This is a genomic window from Luteimonas sp. TWI662 (assembly GCF_039673825.1).
In the GTDB taxonomy this organism is placed as follows: Bacteria; Pseudomonadota; Gammaproteobacteria; order Xanthomonadales; family Xanthomonadaceae; genus Luteimonas.
On sequence record NZ_JBDJMI010000025.1, the window covers coordinates 1 to 17,495 of the forward strand.

Annotated in this window: 16 protein-coding genes and 1 other RNA gene; 10 read left to right on the forward strand and 7 right to left on the reverse strand. The window is 67.9% G+C overall.

Annotated features, from left to right (window positions below):
* Positions 1–601: 601 nt before the first annotated feature.
* Positions 602–1,099 carry a hypothetical protein gene (locus ABE488_RS14815; RefSeq protein ID WP_346444919.1) on the reverse strand — a complete coding sequence of 166 codons (498 nt, stop codon included), beginning with the start codon at positions 1,097–1,099 and terminating at the stop codon, positions 602–604.
* A 109-nt stretch (positions 1,100–1,208) separates the two neighbouring features.
* Entirely contained in the window at positions 1,209–1,799 is a 591-nt protein-coding gene (mntP, locus tag ABE488_RS14820) for a manganese efflux pump MntP (protein WP_346449193.1), read from the reverse strand.
* A 375-nt stretch (positions 1,800–2,174) separates the two neighbouring features.
* Here mntP and ssrA point away from each other — a divergent pair.
* Positions 2,175–2,527, forward strand: a transfer-messenger RNA (tmRNA) gene (gene ssrA, locus ABE488_RS14825).
* A 437-nt stretch (positions 2,528–2,964) separates the two neighbouring features.
* Here ssrA and ABE488_RS14830 read toward each other — a convergent pair.
* On the reverse strand, positions 2,965–3,240 hold the full coding sequence (locus ABE488_RS14830) for a hypothetical protein (protein ID WP_346444917.1): 276 nt from the start codon (positions 3,238–3,240) through the stop codon (positions 2,965–2,967).
* 245 nt (positions 3,241–3,485) lie between these two features.
* Here ABE488_RS14830 and ABE488_RS14835 point away from each other — a divergent pair, with 245 nt between their 5' ends.
* Positions 3,486–5,681: a CHASE domain-containing protein gene (locus ABE488_RS14835; protein ID WP_346449147.1), complete on the forward strand. Its 2,196-nt coding sequence runs from the start codon at positions 3,486–3,488 to the stop codon at positions 5,679–5,681.
* Between the two features lie 12 nt (positions 5,682–5,693).
* On the opposite strand, the gene smpB is transcribed toward ABE488_RS14835, so the two are convergent.
* Positions 5,694–6,194, reverse strand: a complete 501-nt coding sequence (gene smpB / locus ABE488_RS14840) for an SsrA-binding protein SmpB (RefSeq protein ID WP_047135116.1) — start codon at positions 6,192–6,194, stop codon at positions 5,694–5,696.
* A 38-nt stretch (positions 6,195–6,232) separates the two neighbouring features.
* On the opposite strand from smpB, the gene ABE488_RS14845 reads away from it, so the two are divergent.
* Together ABE488_RS14845 and ABE488_RS14850 are read left to right on the forward strand one after the other, a co-directional pair.
* The gene (locus tag ABE488_RS14845; protein ID WP_346444914.1) at positions 6,233–6,667 is read left to right on the forward strand and encodes an SRPBCC family protein; all 435 of its coding nucleotides are present in this window, start codon (positions 6,233–6,235) and stop codon (positions 6,665–6,667) included.
* A complete protein-coding gene (locus ABE488_RS14850) occupies positions 6,664–6,942 on the forward strand; it encodes an RnfH family protein (RefSeq protein ID WP_346444927.1) in 279 nt (92 codons plus the stop codon). Before ABE488_RS14845 ends, ABE488_RS14850 begins: the two co-directional genes overlap by 4 nt.
* Positions 6,943–6,950: 8 nt before the next feature.
* Here ABE488_RS14850 and bamE read toward each other — a convergent pair whose 3' ends face one another.
* Positions 6,951–7,334: an outer membrane protein assembly factor BamE gene (bamE, locus tag ABE488_RS14855; protein WP_346444912.1), complete on the reverse strand. Its 384-nt coding sequence runs from the start codon at positions 7,332–7,334 to the stop codon at positions 6,951–6,953.
* Between the two features lie 126 nt (positions 7,335–7,460).
* Between bamE and fur the strand changes: the two genes are divergently transcribed.
* Entirely contained in the window at positions 7,461–7,865 is a 405-nt protein-coding gene (gene fur / locus ABE488_RS14860) for a ferric iron uptake transcriptional regulator (RefSeq protein WP_241946076.1), read from the forward strand.
* Positions 7,866–7,989: 124 nt separating this feature from the next.
* On the opposite strand, the gene recN is transcribed toward fur, so the two are convergent.
* Positions 7,990–9,657, reverse strand: a complete 1,668-nt coding sequence (gene recN / locus ABE488_RS14865) for a DNA repair protein RecN (protein ID WP_346444910.1) — start codon at positions 9,655–9,657, stop codon at positions 7,990–7,992.
* A gap of 117 nt (positions 9,658–9,774) precedes the next feature.
* On the opposite strand from recN, the gene hrcA reads away from it, so the two are divergent.
* The 4 genes from hrcA (at position 9,775) to dnaJ (ending at position 14,787) form a co-directional block, all read left to right on the forward strand.
* Positions 9,775–10,860 (forward strand): heat-inducible transcriptional repressor HrcA, encoded by a 1,086-nt coding sequence (gene hrcA / locus ABE488_RS14870; protein WP_346444908.1) that lies wholly within the window; start codon positions 9,775–9,777, stop codon positions 10,858–10,860.
* 106 nt (positions 10,861–10,966) lie between these two features.
* Positions 10,967–11,497 (forward strand): nucleotide exchange factor GrpE, encoded by a 531-nt coding sequence (grpE, locus tag ABE488_RS14875; RefSeq protein WP_346444906.1) that lies wholly within the window; start codon positions 10,967–10,969, stop codon positions 11,495–11,497.
* Positions 11,498–11,619: 122 nt separating this feature from the next.
* A complete protein-coding gene (dnaK, locus tag ABE488_RS14880) occupies positions 11,620–13,545 on the forward strand; it encodes a molecular chaperone DnaK (RefSeq protein ID WP_346444904.1) in 1,926 nt (641 codons plus the stop codon).
* 114 nt (positions 13,546–13,659) lie between these two features.
* A complete protein-coding gene (gene dnaJ / locus ABE488_RS14885) occupies positions 13,660–14,787 on the forward strand; it encodes a molecular chaperone DnaJ (protein WP_346449149.1) in 1,128 nt (375 codons plus the stop codon).
* A 389-nt stretch (positions 14,788–15,176) separates the two neighbouring features.
* Here dnaJ and ABE488_RS14890 read toward each other — a convergent pair whose 3' ends face one another.
* Positions 15,177–15,587 carry an NmrA family NAD(P)-binding protein gene (locus tag ABE488_RS14890; RefSeq protein WP_346449150.1) on the reverse strand — a complete coding sequence of 137 codons (411 nt, stop codon included), beginning with the start codon at positions 15,585–15,587 and terminating at the stop codon, positions 15,177–15,179.
* 1,107 nt (positions 15,588–16,694) lie between these two features.
* Here ABE488_RS14890 and dapB point away from each other — a divergent pair.
* Positions 16,695–17,429, forward strand: a complete 735-nt coding sequence (dapB, locus tag ABE488_RS14895; protein ID WP_346444899.1) for a 4-hydroxy-tetrahydrodipicolinate reductase — start codon at positions 16,695–16,697, stop codon at positions 17,427–17,429.
* Positions 17,430–17,495 lie beyond the last annotated feature (66 nt).

Sequence of the window (17,495 nt, forward strand, 5' to 3'; positions counted from 1 at the left end):
GATGAACGGGCGACCGCGCAAGACGCTCGGCTGGGCAACACCAGCCCAGGTGATGGAGAGGGAAATCATCGACTTCAAATCACGTGTTGCACTTGATTCTTGAGACCGCCCTGCCTTCTGGTGGCGAGTGGTCTAGCCAGGGCGACTGAGCGGCGCGGTGTTGGAGCAGCTCACCCGCAAGCTCCCACGCCAGCTTGATGTCAGCGGAGCGTTCTGAGGCCGGGAGGCGGCGAGCATTTTCGATGTGGCCAGCGAGAATCCGACTGGCGATTTGGGTTTGTGGGTCATGAGGCATGGGGAATCCGGAAATTAGAAGGAGTGACCCTTGCAGCGAAGCATCTCTGGAAGCTTTCGCAATGCCTGAAAACGAGCCCCAATTCACATTTGTGAGAATTAGTCAAAAACGCTCGACGTTTTGACACTTGGGCCGCCACATGACTGCATGCCAACCATCAAAACAGTCGCAACAGCCATGCAGCACGAGGCTCGCTATCATCACGGGACACAAAACAGGACACATCCTGATTTGAGTTCTGCATTGAGATCAGTGGGTTAGGTCAGAGTTGATCCGATCCCACTCTCTCCGCCAATCTTCCCGCCCTCAACTCAACGCCGACGCGTCCTCATACGGCAGATGCCGTGCACCCGCGGCCTGCAGCGCAGCCTCGGCACGCGCGAGCGCATCGCCTTCACCATCGATGACGATCAGGATGCGGCCTGCCTCGATCTCGTCCTCGAACGTGCGCCGCACCGGATCGGGCAGGGAGGCGCCGACCAGCGACGACGCCCAGGTGCCCACAGCCGCACCGCCCAGCGTGGTCAAGGCGACGCCAGCAAGCGTGAGACCCAGCGGGGGCACGGCGACCGCCACCAAGCCTGCGATCAGGCCCGTCGCGCCGCCCAGGCCGGCCCCGCGCATCGCGGCGTGCTTGAAGTCGGTGGGCGCCTCTTTCTGATGCTCGGGCACGCTTTCGAGTTCGATGTCCGACCGGGCAATCACCGAAATGGCATCGTCTTCGATGCCTGCGTCGCGCACCTCGCGGATGGCGGTCTGCGCGGCGGGCAGGGAATCGGTGCTGTAGACGCGGCGGACTTTCATCGAGGACGCTCCGGCTGGCGATCATTCGAGCTTCGGAGAGCCGTCGTGTGGCTGCCGTGAACCGGACGCCCCGGGCTCGCTGCCCGCGCGCAGGGATGACGCGGCGGGCCTATAACGCAGGCAGGCCGCCGCCACCGCCGAGGTGCTCATAGAGGATGGCCGCACCGATGCCGATCAGGATCAATCCGCCGATGATCTCGGCGCGCTTGCCGGCAAGCGCGCCCAGGACGCGTCCGAGCATGATGCCGGTGGTCACCATGACCAGCGTACAGATGCCGATGACGGTGGCCACCACGGCGATGTTGACGTCGAGGAAGGCCAGGCCCACGCCGACAGCCATCGCGTCGATGCTGGTGGCGAAGCCCGTTGCGGCAAGATTCCAGAAGCCGTGGCGCGCAGGTGGGTCGACGGCCTCGGTCTCGGCGTCCTTGCGCAGGCCGGCGCGGATCATGCGCGCGCCGAGCAGGCCCAGCAGCGCGAAGGCGATCCAGTGGTCCCAGGCGGTGACATAGGCGGCCGCAGCCAGGCCCAGAGCCCAGCCGATCACGGGCGTAAGCGCCTCGATCGTGCCGAAGATCACACCGGCGCGCAGCGCCTCGAGGAAGCGGGGGCGTCGCATCGCCGCCCCCTTGCCGACAGCGGCGGCGAAGGCGTCGGTCGACATGGCGAAACCGATCAGAAGGATAGAACTCAAGGACATCGTGAGCATCGATCGGGGCCGGGCAAGCGCGACGACGGCATGCCGGCACGCCCAACCCGCGTGATGCCGGTACACCGCTGGTCTCGCCAACCTGGACTGGTTGCACGCGCCACGATCGCAATGGACCGAGTGTGTTGACGCGGGCGCTTCCGCAGTGCGGAAGCCGGCTACTCCCCAAGGGGACGCGCATGCTAACAGCACAGATCGAACGATGCGACGTTATAGCCGATGACAATTCTCATAGTTGGAACGATTGCGTTGTGCGCGAGGCGGTCGGATTGGCCGATGAACTTGCCGTCGCGTATCGGCGCAGTGCGCTTGCATCGCAACACGGCGCCCCTATACTGCGTGCATCAGCGTAAGTTCTGATTTCCCGGGGGTGCCATGGCTTCGACGGGGGTCGCGAAATTACCTGGTGCATGCCGAGGGGGCAGCTTTCCTCGTAAATCCAGCGGCAAACTTTTAGTTGCCAACGACGACAACTACGCTCTCGCCGCTTAAGGCGTAAGCCCCGAACCCACTTGTGCCTGTGCTCGTGGATGTAGGGTCATCATCACAGGAACCAGCCGCGGCGGCCGCCTGTCTGCCGTGGTTGAACTGACAGGCTGGTCCCGGGATGCGCTTCGCGCACCGTGCTGTTCCGGGGCGAGATCCAACGGTGTGCTAAGCATGTAGTACCGGGGATGGAGTGCCTTCGGACGCGGGTTCGACTCCCGCCACCTCCACCAAAAATCGGTCTCCACAAGACCACAGAAGGCCGGGAAAACGCGTTGCGACGCGCTTCCCGGCCTTTTTTATCCGTATCGTTATCGATACTGGCTAGGCGATCCGTTCAGTAGCACTCTGCGAGCCCGTAAGTGATGGACCCGCCGCCAGAGTCGTATGTCTGTACCTCCTCGAATGTCGCGCCCGAGTAGCCTTCACTGACGCACAGTTGGACACCCTTTGCACGGGCATCGTTGCGGGCCTGCTCCCAAGTCGCCCCATGTCCCCAAACCTCATAGACCGCACTTGCTGAGACGGCGCCAACTGAAAACAACAGCGCGAATGCAGCTATTGTGCGGACAGACGATTTCTTCATTCCATTGCTCCTTCTCGGCCGACATGGCAAGCCCAATCCTAGTTCATTCGGCATGCATTGGGTTGCGCGTCGTGGCATGTCGGTCTAGGAGCCGCGCCGCCCACGCGCATCGAGCACGCCACGGGCTGCGCGGTCGGAGGAGACCCGCAGGTGGAGCGATTTGCAGCGATCGATGCCGGCCAGTGTCAACGCCAATTGGCCATTGGGCGCCCGATCGACCAGGCCGCTGTCGATGAGTCGGTCGACGAGCGATGAGGCGTCGGGATCCAATGGCTGCTGCAGGTCGATCCGGGTCAGGCATTCGAGCAGATCCGACTCCTGATCGCCGATGGCATCGATTTCGATGGAGAAGCGGTGCATTGAGGGCTCTTGAAGCCAGGGGCCGCGTCCAGCGCCCCTTGGGGCTGCCAGGCTAGCAGCCGGCGTGCGCCCGGTCGGTGCGGTTCCGCGCTCAGCGCGGTTGGGATCGGGGGGCCATGCAGCTGGCGTGTTCGGCCGGTCGGACAGTCCCGGGACCCCGGCCCTCCCCGGCAGTTTCCTGTCTACGCCGGGTTGTCTGGCCTAGGGGCGCTGCCTTCGCCTCGCCAGGCCGTTATCCTGTCGCGATGGCTGGATCTTCGCCTTTTCAACGCTTTAGCCCCGCGTCCCTGCGGGCGCGTCTGCGCCGTGGGTATGGGCTCGCGGGGTTGGTGCTGCTCGGCGCGCTGCTGATGGTGGCGCTGTATGCACGCAATGCGAGCGAGCGCGAGCGGCGCTTGGCCGAGGGCAGCTTCGTGGCCGAGGCCGAACGCCTGGCCGATGCGGTCCGCCAGCGCCTGCTGCAGTACGAACTGAGTATCCGGGGCGGGGTGGCGCTGCACAGTGCGGCGGCGGACATGCCGACCACGCGGCAGTGGCGCGGCTATGTCGAGGGCCTGGACATCGCCCGGCAGTTGCCGGGCATGGTGGGGCTGGGCTACGTCGCCTATGTGGACCCGCGTGGACTGGCCGAGCTGCAGCTGCGTCGCCGGGCGCAGGGCGAGGGCCTGTTCCTGGTCACGCCGCGCGGCGCACGCGATAAGTACGGCGCGATCGTCTATTTCGAACCCGAGAATCCGGGGTCGCGCACGATGATCGGCTATGACCAGTACAGTGAGCCGTTGCGTCGGGCGGCGATGGAGGCCGCCCGCGACAGCGGACAGGTCCGCCTGAGCGCGCCGATGCTGCTGCGTCCGATGGCCGCCGACGGCGGGCCGGGCGTGTTGATGTTCGGGCCGGTGTACCGGACTGCGCGGTTCCCGGAGACGCCGGCCGCGCGCGAGAACGCGCTGATCGGCTGGGTGTTCGCCTCCTTCCGGTCTGCGGATTTCATCGACCGGTCCGGCGTGAGCAGTGGTCTCCATACGGCGTTCCGCATCGTGGATGTGACCGATGGCGCAGAGGCGCCCGTGCTGCAGACGCGCAACTTCGACGCCGACCCCTCGGGGCGGGTGCTCCATTCACTGACCCAGACGGTGTATGGCCGTACCTGGCGTTACGACTTCCAGCACCTCGGGCCGTTGACGTCGGGCGGCATGCGCGAGCTCCAGACCACGCTGGTGACCGGGGTGCTGGCCTCGTTGCTGCTGTTCGCGGTGGTGCTGACGCTGGCCAGGACGCAGTCGCGTGCGGAATTCCTGGCACGTCGGCTCAGCGATTCCTACCGTCGCAGCGAGCAGCGATTCCGCAATGCGATGCGCTATTCGGCGACCGGCATGGTGTTGCTGGACCGCAATGGCACCATTGTCGAGACGAATCCGGCGATGGCGCAGATCGCGGGTCTGGAGCAGGCGGCGATGACCGGAACGCGGCTGAGTGAGTACTTTGTCGACGCGCAGGACCAGGTCACGCGGACCCAGGAGATGCAGGCGCTGCGCGAGGGGGTGCATCGCAGTACCCGGCGCCTGCGCCGGTGCGATGGCGATATCCGCCAGGTGCACCTGGCCTCGACATTGGTGCTGGGCGAGTCCGACAGCGAGGTCACGCGGTTGGTGCAGGTCGACGACGTGACCGAGCGTTTGCGCGCCGAGGCGCAGGTGCACGCGCTCAACCGCACGCTCGAATCGCGCGTGGAGCAGCGGACCCGGGAACTCACCCAGGCCAACCACGAACTCGAGTCGTTCGCCTATATCGTCTCGCACGACCTGCGTGCGCCGCTGCGCAGCATTGACGGCTTCGGGCGGATCCTGGCCGAGCGCTACGGCGGTGCGATCGATGCGCAGGGGCAGGACTACCTGGCGCGGGTGCGCAATGCGGCCGCGCGGATGGATGCGCTGATCGATGCGTTGCTGAAGATGTCGCGCATCAGCCGCGGCGAGTTCAAGCGCAGCCCGCTGGACTTGAGCCGTCTGGCGGAGGAGGTGGTGGCCGAATTGCGCCATGCCGAGCCGTCGCGCCAGGTCGAGGTCGTCATCGCGCCGGGGCTGACCGCCGAGGGCGATGTGGCATTGGTACGCAACCTCTTGCAGAACCTGCTCGGCAACGCGTGGAAGTTCACCGCCGATACCGCCGATGCCAGGATCGAGTTCGGCCGCGGCGCCGACGGGGCGTTCTTCGTGCGCGACAACGGCGCGGGGTTCAACGCGGACTACGCCGGCAAGCTATTCCGCCCGTTCCAGCGGCTGCACCGCGAGGACGAATATAAGGGGCACGGCGTGGGCTTGGCGTCGGTCAAGCGCATCGTCGAGCGCCATGGCGGCACGATCTCGGCCGAAGGTGCGCCGGGGCAGGGCGCGACGTTCCGTTTCACGCTGGCGCGCGCGACCGAGCCGTCACCGCGCTGAGGCATCGGCTGGTCAGGCGTCCTTGTTGTGCCGGCGCAGCAGCCGCTGCTTGTCGCGGGCCCAGTCACGCTCGCGCTCGGTCTCGCGCTTGTCGTGCTTCTGCTTGCCCTTGGCCAGCGCGATCTCGGCCTTGATCTTGTTGCCCTTCCAGTACAGCGCGGTCGGCACGACGGTGTAGCCGTCGCGTTGCACGCGGCCGACGAGCACATCGATCTCGCGCCGGTGCAACAGCAGCTTGCGCGTGCGATGGGCGTCGGCGACGACGTGCGTGGACGCCTGGATCAGTGGGGTGATCTGGGCGCCGAACAGGAACAGTTCGCCGTGGCGGATGACGGCGTAGCTCTCGCCGATGTTGGCGCGCCCGGCGCGGATGGCCTTGAGCTCCCAGCCCTGCAGCGCCAGGCCGGCCTCGTAGCGGTCCTCGAGATGGTATTCGTGGCGCGCGCGCTTGTTCAGCGCGATGGTGCCGGTGCTGTTTGCTTTATCCTTGGCCTTGCCGCTTTTCTTGCTCATTCCCGCATTGTCCTCGAAGCACGTCCTCCAGGCGAGTCATGCCCAAGATCGAACGTAGCGCCCTTGTCGGGCAACCGGCCGAGCGCATGTTCGCGCTGGTCAACGATATTGCCGCCTATCCGCGCCGCTTCGCCTGGTGCGATTCGGCGCAGGTCATTGAATCGGGTGAGGACCGCATCGTCGCCCGGCTGGATCTGGGCCTGGGTGCGTTGCGGACCTGGTTCACGACCGAGAACACGCTCTCGCCGCCCGATGCCATCGACATGCAGTTGCGGGACGGCCCGTTCAAGTCGCTGCACGGGCGCTGGACGTTCCGGGCGCTGGATTCCAGCTCGTGCAAGGTGTCGCTGTCGCTGGAGTTCGAGCCGAGCAGCCGCTTGATGCTGCCGGCGCTCACGCTGGGTTTCCGCGGGCTCGCCGATCGCATGGTCAACGACTTCATCCGGGTCGCCGAGCGCGAGCCGGCCGGCTGAGCGCGACGATGCGGATCGAGGTCGTCGACGCGCAGCCCCGTGCGCACCGCAGTTGGACGCTCACGCTACCCGACGGCGCCGATGTCGCGATGGCGCTGTCCGCGCTGCCAGATCCCGCGGTGCTGGACGGCATTGCCGGCTATGCGGTGTACGGCGTGCGCGTGGACACCCGTGCGCGTCTGGCGGACGGCGATCGGCTGGAGCTGCTGCGTGCATTGCAAGTGGATCCGAAAGAGGCACGCAGGCGCCGCGCGGCGAAGCGCGACGCAGACTGAGGCGTCCGTCAGCGGCGCTTGCCGCGCTCCTTGGGCAGGTTGCCGAACTTGCGCATCTCCGCGGCCAGCTCCTGGTCGCGGTTGGGGAAGTAGTCGCCTTCCCAGCGCGCGAGCTGGTCGTTCTCGAAGTAGACCGTGAAGTTCTTCACCTCGGTCTGACCACTGCGGCCGACCCGCTGGGTGGCGGTGTAGTCCCAGCGTTGGTGGTGGAACGGGTCTGCGATCGCGGGCGAGCCCAACAGCGCCTCGACCTGTGGCTTGCCCATGCCCACCTGCAACTGTTCGACCGCGGACTGCTCGATCAGGCTGCCCTGGTAAATCGGCTGCTTGTAGACCAGGGCGCAGCCGCTGGTGGCCAGGACGAGGGCCGAGACGAGAATGACTTTCTGCATGGCGGAGGGCACGGGCCGGGGCTGCGGAGACCGGGCCGATGATACACTGCGCCCACGCCGCCACCGCGATTCAGGCAGCCGGCGTTCAACCGCCAGTGAATGCCGGCCTGTACTCGGAGACACTTCATGGAATCGCTCGACCTGCGCAAGGCAGGACTGAAAGTCACTCACCCGCGCATGCGGATCCTGGACCTGCTGGAGCAGCGCACGCCGCGCCAGCACCTGACCGCCGAGGACATCTACCGGCAGTTGCTCGAGCAGGGCGACGAGATCGGACTGGCGACGGTGTATCGGGTGCTCACCCAGTTCGAGGCCGCCGGCCTGGTGCTCAAGCACAATTTCGAGGGCGGGCACGCGGTGTATGAACTCGACCGCGGCGGCCACCACGACCACATGGTGGACGTGGACACCGGCAAGATCATCGAGTTCGAAAGCGCCGAGATCGAGAAGCTGCAGCACGAGATCGCCGAGCGCTACGGCTACCATCTCGAGGACCACTCGCTGGTGCTGTACGTCCGCAAGAAGCGCTGAGACGTCCGAACCCGATTACCGCGCCACCGGCGATGGTCGGTGTTGGTGCCGCATGTCGCCGGTCGATGGCATGCCAGGTGTGCATGCGTTCTTGGGGCGGAACTTGGGGCGCAGGTCCGTCCCGTCAGACCATGCCCTGCAGCAGCTTGCGGGCGGCGGCGCGGGCTTCGCTGCTGACCTCGACGCCGCCGAGCATGCGCGCCAGTTCCTCGGTCCGGGCGTCGGCCTCGAGCAGGCTGACGCGGCTTTCGGTCGCGCCGCCGCTGGTGACCTTGTGGACCCGATAGTGCGCATGCCCCTTGGAGGCGACCTGGGGCAGGTGGGTCACGCACAGCACCTGGCGGCTCGCGCCCAGGGCGCGCAGCTTGTGGCCGACGATGTCGGCGACTGCGCCGCCGATGCCCGAGTCGACCTCGTCGAAGACCATCGTCGGCACCGCGTCGTGGCCCAGCGCCGCGACCTCGATCGCCAGCGAGATCCGCGACAGCTCGCCGCCCGAGGCCACCCGGCGCAGCGGCCGTGGTGGCTGGCCCGCGTTGGCCGAGACCATGAATTCGATGCGCTCGGCGCCCTGGGGGTCGGGCCGGTCGTGCTCGACCGGCTCGAATGCAATGTCGAACGTCCCGCCGCCCATGCCGAGCTCGTGGATCAGGGCGGTCGTCGCCTTCGATAGCGCCTTGCCGGCCTTGCGGCGGGCTGCGCCCAGGCGGTCGGCGGCGGTGCGCCAGCGCGCGAGTGCGGCGTCGATCTCGTCGTCCAGGCGCGCCAGACGTTCGCCGGCGCCGTCGAGCTGCTCGAGTTCGCTGGCCAGCCGCTGCCGGACCTCGCCCAGCTCCTCGGGTGTGACCCGGTGCTTGCGCGCCAGGTCGTGCAGCCGGCCCAGACGTTGCTCGAGCAACTCGAGCTCGGCCGGGTCGATATCGAGGTCGTCGCGGACCTGCCCGAGCAGGCGGGTGGCCTCGTCGAGCTGGATCGAGGCGGCGTCGAGCATCGCATCGACCTCGCCCAGACGGGGCTCATGGGCGCGCATGCGGCCCAGGTCGTGGCGCAGCGCGTGCAGGGCCTGCGGCAGGCCGACCGCATCCTCGCCGCTCATCCGCGCCAGCGCCGCGTCGCAGGTCTGGATCAGGCCCGCCGCGTTCGCATGGCGGCGGTGGGCAGCGTGCAGGTCGGCGATCGCCTCGGGCTCGAGCCGCTCGCCTTCCAGTTCGTCGAGCTGATGGCGCAGCCAGTCGCGGCGCTCGCCGACATCGCCGATACCGATCAGCGCCTCGCGCTCGCCCTGCAACGCGCGCCAGTCTTGGGCGGCGCCGCGGACCGCGGCCAGCAGGGTGCCATTGCCGGCCTGGGCATCGAGCAGCGCCAACTGGCTGCCGCGCGCCAGCAGCGCCTGGTGTTCATGTTGGCCGTGGATCTCGACCAGACGTCCGGCGAGCTCGGAGAGCTGGGCGATCGTCGCCGGGCGGCCGTTGATCCAGGCCCGCGAGCCGCCGTCGGCGCGCAGCGTGCGGCGCAACTGGCAGGTGGCGCCTTCGTCGAACTCGTTGTCGCGCAGCCAGCGCAGCGCCGGGGCGGCATCGTCCAGCGCGAACTCGGCGTGCAGCTCGGCGCGCTCGGCGCCGTGGCGGACGATGCCGCTGTCGGCGCGCTGGCCGGACAGGAAGCCCAGCGCATCGACCAGCAGCGACTTGCCGGCACCGGTCTCGCCGGAGATGACGGTCAACCCCGGTCCGAACTCAAGGTCGGTGGCGGTGGCGACGGCGAAGTTGCGGATGGCAAGGTGGGTGAGCATCGGTGGAATTGTGCCTTGGCAGCCTGCGGTCGTGTAGCGGCGGCTTGATAGCCCCTGCGCGTCTCATCGGCTAAGACCGCGCTTGCATCGGTGGCGGCGGCGCCGTATACCGCCCGCATGTCGTCCGATGTCCGCCATCCGCTGGATCCGCGCGCCCGCCAGCTGCTGCGCACGCTGATCGGGCGGCATATCCGCGACGGCGAGCCGGTCGGTTCGCAGACGCTCGCCCGGCATGCCGGGCTGGACGTGAGCCCGGCGACGATCCGCAACATCCTGGCCGACCTGGAGGAGGCCGGGCTGCTCAGCTCCCCGCACACCTCGGCCGGGCGCGTGCCCACCGCGCAGGGCTACCGGGTGTTCGTCGATTCGCTGCTCCAGGTCAAGCCGCTGCGCGAGCAGGAGCTGCTGCGCTTGCGCGGGGAGCTGACCGGGGCCGGCGGGCACCAGTCGCTGCTGGGCAGCGCCTCGGAACTGGTCTCGGCGATGACGCGCTTCGTCGGGGTGGTCTCGGTGCCGCGGCGCGAGCAACTGGCGTTCCGGCACATCGATTTCGTGCCGCTCGACGGTCAGCGGGTCATGGCGATCATCGTCTTCGCCGACCACGAAGTGCAGAACCGGATCTTCCAGACCCGGCGCAGCTTCGACGCCGCTGAGCTCGAGCGCGTGGCCAACTACCTCAACCAGCATTGCGCCGGCCGGCCGATGGCCGCGGTGCGGGCGACGCTGGTCGAAGAGCTGCGCCATGCCCGCGACGAGATGGAAGCGTTGCTCGCGCAGACGATGGAGCTGGCCGAGCAGGCCTTGGTGCCGGCCGACGAGGATATGGTGCTGGCCGGGCAGAACCGGCTGATCGGGGTGCAGGACCTCTCGGACCTGGACCGGCTACGCGAATTGTTCGAGGCGTTTTCCCGCAAGCGCGAGATCCTGCAGTTGCTCGAGCGCACCCTGCACGCGCCGGGCGTGCGCATCTTCATTGGCGAGGAAACCGGCCTGGCGCCGCTGGAGGGCGTGTCGCTGGTCACCGCGCCGTACGCGGCGGGCGGACGGACACTCGGCGTATTGGGGGTGATCGGCCCGACCCGCATGGCCTACGACCGGGTGATTCCGGTGGTGCAGGCGACCGCGGACTTGCTGGGCGCCGCGCTCGGTGCTCACCCGTCGGCGGGCGAGGGCGCCGCGGGCCGTACGCCCGACGCGGCCTGAGCCGCCAGGCGCGACGCGCCAAATTCCCCGGCCGTGGCTTGAAACCGCGGCGGCCAGCCCCATAGCTGGGCGGGTCGGCGGCCAGACGCCCGCCCCGGAACCGGACATGACCCAGGAACAGCACGAGACGCAGCACCCCGAAATCCACGAGTCCGACGACCAGGCCACGCCGGTCGAGGCCCAGCTGACCGAACAGGTCGAGCTGCTGAAGGCCGAACTCGAGCAGGTGCGCGCACAGAGCCTGCTCGAGCGCGCCGACCTGGAAAACCAGCGCAAGCGCCTGGCGCGCGAGATCGAGACCGCACGCCGGTTCGCCAATGAGCGCTTGCTCTCGTCGCTGGTGCCGGTGTTCGATGCGCTCGAGGCCGGCTTGGCGAGTGCGCCGGAGAATGATCCGCTGCGCGCCGGCGTCGAACTCACCCTGCGCGAACTGGTCAAGGCGACCGAGAGCAATGGCCTGCGCGTGGTCGCCCCGGCGGCCGGCGACGCCTTCGACCCCGAGCAGCACCAGGCGATGAGCATCGTCGAGGTGCCGGGCGTGCCGCCGGGCGCGGTCGCCCAGGTCTTCCAGAAGGGCTACCTGCTCAACGAGCGCCTGCTGCGCCCGGCGATGGTGGTGGTCGCCAAGGCCGACTGAGCGCGCGCCGCGCCATCGCGCGTCACACCGCTTGAACGCTGTGTTGCGCGCCCCCAGATACCCCGCATCGACGGCCACGCCGCCGTCCCCGCACAACGACATTTCCTAGAGGAAGCATTGCAATGGCAAAGATCATCGGCATCGATCTCGGCACGACCAACTCGTGCGTGGCGATCATGGACGGCGGCAAGGCCAAGGTCATCGAAAACAGCGAAGGCGACCGCACCACGCCGTCGATCGTCGCCTATACCAAGGACGGCGAGGTGCTGGTCGGCGCCTCCGCCAAGCGCCAGGCCGTCACCAACCCCCACAACACGTTCTTCGCGGTCAAGCGCCTGATCGGCCGCAAGTTCAAGGACGCCGAGGTCCAGAAGGACATCGGCCTGGTCCCCTACAAGATCCTCGAGCACGACAACGGCGATGCCTGGGTCGCGACCAGCGACGACAGGAAGCTGTCGGCGCAGGAAGTCTCGGCGCGCATCCTCGAGAAGATGAAGAAGACCGCCGAGGACTACCTGGGCGAGAAGGTCACCGAGGCGGTGATCACGGTGCCGGCGTACTTCAACGACAGCCAGCGCCAGGCGACCAAGGACGCCGGCCGTATCGCCGGCCTCGACGTCAAGCGCATCATCAACGAGCCGACCGCGGCCGCGCTGGCCTATGGCCTGGACAAGAGCGGCGGCGACCGCAAGGTCGCGGTCTACGACCTGGGCGGCGGCACGTTCGACGTGTCGATCATCGAGATCGCGGAAGTCGACGGCGAGAAGCAGTTCGAGGTGCTGGCCACCAACGGCGACACGTTCCTCGGCGGCGAGGACTTCGATGCCCGCGTCATCGATTATCTGGTCGAGGAGTTCCAGAAGGATCAGGGGATCGATCTGCGCAAGGATCCGCTGGCGCTGCAGCGCCTGAAGGATGCGGCCGAGCGCGCCAAGATCGAGCTGTCGTCGTCGCAGCAGACCGAGGTCAACCTGCCCTACGTCACCGCCGACGCCTCGGGTCCGAAGCACCTGAACATCAAGCTGACCCGCGCCAAGCTCGAAGCGCTGGTCGAGGACCTGATCAAGCGTTCGATCGAGCCCTGCCGCATCGCGCTCAACGATGCCGGCCTGCGCGCGTCCGACGTCAACGAGGTCATCCTCGTCGGCGGCCAGACCCGCATGCCCAAGGTGCAGCAGGCCGTTGCCGACTTCTTCGGCAAGGAGCCGCGCAAGGACGTGAACCCCGACGAGGCGGTCGCGATCGGTGCGGCGGTGCAGGGTGGCGTGCTGGCCGGCGACGTCAAGGACGTGCTGCTGCTCGACGTGACCCCGCTGAGCCTGGGCATCGAGACCCTGGGCGGCGTGTTCACCAAGATCATCGAAAAGAACACCACGATCCCGACCAAGGCTTCGCAGACCTTCTCCACCGCCGACGACAACCAGTCGGCCGTGACCGTGCACGTGCTGCAGGGCGAGCGCGAGCAGGCCCGCTTCAACAAGTCGCTGGCGCGCTTCGACCTGACCGGCATCGACCCGGCGCCGCGCGGCATGCCGCAGGTGGAGGTGTCGTTCGACATCGATGCCAACGGCATCCTGCACGTGTCGGCCAAGGACAAGAAGACCGGCAAGGAGCAGAAGGTCGAGATCAAAGCCGGTTCGGGCCTGTCGGATGACGAGATCCAGCGGATGGTCGCCGATGCCGAGGCGCACCGCGAGGACGACCGCAAGTTCCAGGAGTTGGTCGCCGCGCGCAACCAGGCCGATGCGCTGGTGCACGCGACCCGCAGCGCGATCAAGGACAACGGCGACAAGGTCCCCGGCGATGTGATCGGCAATGCCGAGGCTGCGATCGCCGAGGTCGAGACCGCGATGAAGGGCGACGACAAGGCGCAGATCGAGGCCAAGTCCAAGAAGCTCGAGGAAGTCTCTCAGCAGCTGTTCGCCGCCGCTGCCGCGGCCGGCCAGCAGGGCGGTGGCGATGTCGGCGGGCAGGGCGATGCGCCCAAGTCCGACGACGTGGTCGATGCCGAGTTCACCGAGGTCAAGGACGACGAGAAGAAGGCGTAATCGCTGGCGTCGTGATGCGTGATCGAAAGAAGCGGAGCTCGGCTCCGCTTCTTTCTCACGCGCTCACGCGCTGACGCTTCGCATCACCCATCACGCATTACGAATCACGGCCTCATGAGCAAACGCGACTACTACGACGTCCTTGGCGTCTCCCGCACCGCCAGCGAAGACGAGCTGAAGAAGGCGTATCGCCGCTGCGCGATGAAGCACCATCCCGACCGCAACCCGGGAGATGCCGCCGCCGAGGCTGCGTTCAAGGAGTGCAAGGAGGCCTACGAGGTGCTCTCGGATGGCGGCAAGCGCCGGATGTACGATCAGCACGGACATGCGGCGTTCGAGCACGGCATGGGCGGCGGCAATGCCGGGCCGGGGTTCGGGCCGGACATGGGCGATATTTTCGGCGACATCTTCGGCAACATCTTCGGCGGCGGCGGACGCAGCGGCCCGCGTCGCGGTGCCGACGTGGGCTATGTGATGGAGCTCGATCTCGAGGAGGCGGTCGCCGGTGTCGAGAAGCGCATCGAGCTGCCGACGTTGACCGGGTGCGACGACTGCAACGGGAGCGGCTCGGAGGACGGCAAGCGCGAGACCTGCTCGACCTGCGCCGGTCGCGGTCAGGTGCGCATGCAGCGCGGGCCCTTCACGATGCAGCAGGCCTGCCCGCATTGCGGCGGGCACGGCCAGGTCATCGCCAATCCCTGCAAGACGTGTCGCGGTGCCGGTCGGGTCGAAGACGAGAAGGTGCTGTCGGTGAAGATCCCTGCCGGCGTCGATTCGGGCGATCGCATTCGGCTGTCGGGCGAAGGCGAGGCCGGTCCGGCCGGTGCGCCGCCCGGCGACCTGTATGTGGAAGTGCGGGTGCGGCCGCACGACATCTTCGTGCGCGACGGCGACGACCTGCACTGCGAGGTGCCGATCCGCATCTCGCAGGCCGCGCTCGGCGACACGGTCCGCGTGCCCACGCTCGGGGGCGAGGCCGAGATCCGCATTCCGGCCGAGACCCAGACCGGCAAGGTGTTCCGCCTGCGCGACAAAGGGGTCAAGTCGGTGCGCAGCCGCTCGGTCGGCGATCTGTATTGCAAGATCTTCGTCGAAACGCCGGTCAATCTCACCGCCGACCAGCGCGATCTGCTGCAACGCTTCGAGGCGACGTTCACCACGGAGAACGCACGCCGGCATTCGCCCAAGTCGAGCACCTTCATGGACGGCGTCAAGGGGTTCTGGGAGCGCATGACGTCCTGATCGCGTCGCGCGCGCAGGACCGCCGCGCAGGACGTTGTCGAGTTGCGCGCGCCCCGCGCCTGATGGCCAGGCACGCAGCGAGACGCGTTCGGGATTGAGGGCGCGCATCAGATCGAGATCGACGCGGTCTGCGAGCGGGCCGTTCTCCAGACTCGCGGCCATGTGTGCCAGGTCGGCATTGGCCGCCAGGACCTCGTCCGGGAATCGCGCATAGGCGATGGGTCTGCCGGCAGCGTGCGAGAACGCCGCCTCCAACGCCCGACCTGTCGCCCGATCGCTGGCGATCTTCAACGTCTTGCCGGCGAATCTTGTCCTGTCGCCGAACAGGGCGGCGACGATCTTGCCGAGGTCCTGCATCGCGATGAGCTGGATCGGATGCGCGCGGTGGATCAGCGACACCCTCGCCCCTGGTCGAGCCCAGCGCCGGGGCGCACCAGCATGTCCAAGAGGATCGTCGGCCGCACGATGGTGGCCGCAAGGGGCAATGCGCGGATGTGGGCCTCGATCCGCGGTTTGGCGTCGAAGCGCGCCACCCCGGTCGGTACGTCGCCGACGCTCGCACCCGACGAGTAGACGAAGTGAGCGACCTCGTGCGCTGCCGCCAGATCGGCAACCTGCGGCCCATGCCGCACCTCGTTCTCGGCCGACAGATCGGCCGGCATCACACTGAAGACGCCATGCGCGCCCGCCATCGCCGATGCCAGGACATCGGCATCGTCCAGTGATCCGGGCACGAGATCGGCGCCAGCGTCCCGCAGCGCGATGGCGGCGGGACGGGAGGGAGCGCGCGAACGGGCCATGGCGTCTTCAGCAAGGCGCGGGCCGCCGACCCGCCTTGCCGTCCGGTTGCCGAGACGCCGACCGCCGCTGACGGCGTATCGCTCGGCGGGTCCTGCCGGCCCCAGTCTTTGCTGGCAACAGGCCATCGGGTCGCCGCATGATGCGCTGGTCTCAAGCGGGAGGCCGCTTGACGGTTGGGTGCGCGCTGACTAGCCCGATCGGTATCCACAGCCGATGTGGATGGCATGACGACAAACATGTGGATAAGCCGCGCCGACCCGCTTGCGATCGCGTGTGTTGTTGGCTGGTCATTTAATCGCCACATGCTGATCCACGGCCCAACGCAGGGCTTGCTTCGCGCAATCGGATCTGTCTGCACACCACGCGCATCGCCTGCGCGCCGGACGGCGTGTCCGCAGCTGCGCGATATGACGATCCAACGCACCGATCGATGGCATTGCAGACACGGGGTTGCGATCGAACCGAAGGCGGGGCGTGTGCCCCTCGCCCTCTTGACGACACCGCGATCGCGGCATCCAGAGCGGTCATCCACAAGCGATGTGGATCGTCTGGTCACAAAGATGTGGATAAGCATCGCGCGGCCGCTTTGCAGGCGGGGGGATTTTGGTTGGTGAAATTTTCGCCACCCAGGCGGGCCGCCGAAAAATCCGGGCTTGACCCGCGCAGCCGCGGATGCATCGCCTGTTGTCGCCTCGGGGTGGGCGAGCGTGGCGACGTGTTCGCGACTTGACGACCGCGCCAGGTCGCCTCCGGTCGCGGTCGTCCACAGCCGGTGTGGATGGCCTGGTCACAAAGATGTGGATAAGCGGCGGCGGCCCTCGATTGGCGCGGCGCGATGATGGTGGCGAAAAAATCGCCATGCATCGCCTGGGCAGGGCAAGCTCGGACTTGACCTGCGCAGCGGTTTGCGTCGGCAGCGCCTCAGGCCCCGCGCGAGGTGCAGCACCTGGCTTGTTGGTGGAACGCTCAGTCCCGGAAACGGTGCGTGGCCGTTTCCTCCCGGGACGGCCGACCGCACTGCCACCTCGACGCTAGAATGCGGACATGAGAACGCGCCCCGATCGTCTTGCCGTTTCGACCCCGCTGCTGTGTATGGCGGTGGCCCGATGAGCGCGCCTGTCCGGGTGCTGGTGCATGGCGCATCCGGCCGGATGGGGCAGGCCGTGCTGCGCTTGGCCGCGTCGTGTGACGAAGTGGCCGTCGTGGCGGCGGTGTCGGGCAGCGCGCCGCGCCAGCGGGTGATCGGCGGTGTGCCGTATTTCGGCGCCGCCGAGCTCGGTGGGGCGCCGACCTTCGATGTCGCCATCGACTTCAGCCTGCCGGCAGGCTTCGATGCGTTGCTGGCGCTGTGCGAGCGACGTGGTGCGGCGCTGGTCTCGGGCACCACCGGGCTGTCGGAGGCGCAGCGCGCCGCTCTGGACGCCGCCGCGGCACGGATCCCGGTGCTGTGGGCGTCGAACTTCAGCCTCGGGGTCGCGGTCCTGCAGGACCTGGTCGCGCGCGCGGCGGCGATGCTGCCGGGCTGGGACTGCGACATCGTCGAGTCGCATCACACGCGCAAGCTCGATGCGCCGTCGGGGACCGCGTTGACGCTGGGCGCGGCCGCCGAAGGGCAGGGCGCCCGCCCGCGCTACGCCTCGATCCGGGCCGGTGACATCGTCGGCGAGCACCTGGTGCAGTTCACGACCCGCGGCGAGCGCATCGAGCTCGTCCACCGGGCCGGCGATCGCGACATCTTCGCGGCCGGCGCGTTGCATGTGGCGGCGCGGCTGGCCGGGCGCGCGCCGCGCCGTTATGCGATCGCCGAGCTCCTCGGGGCAGGCGAGACGACCGCGACGTGACCGGTCGCGTTCGCCGCGCTGGCGCAGCGGGGCCGGCGTCGGTACAATTCTCGCTCGCCTGAACCT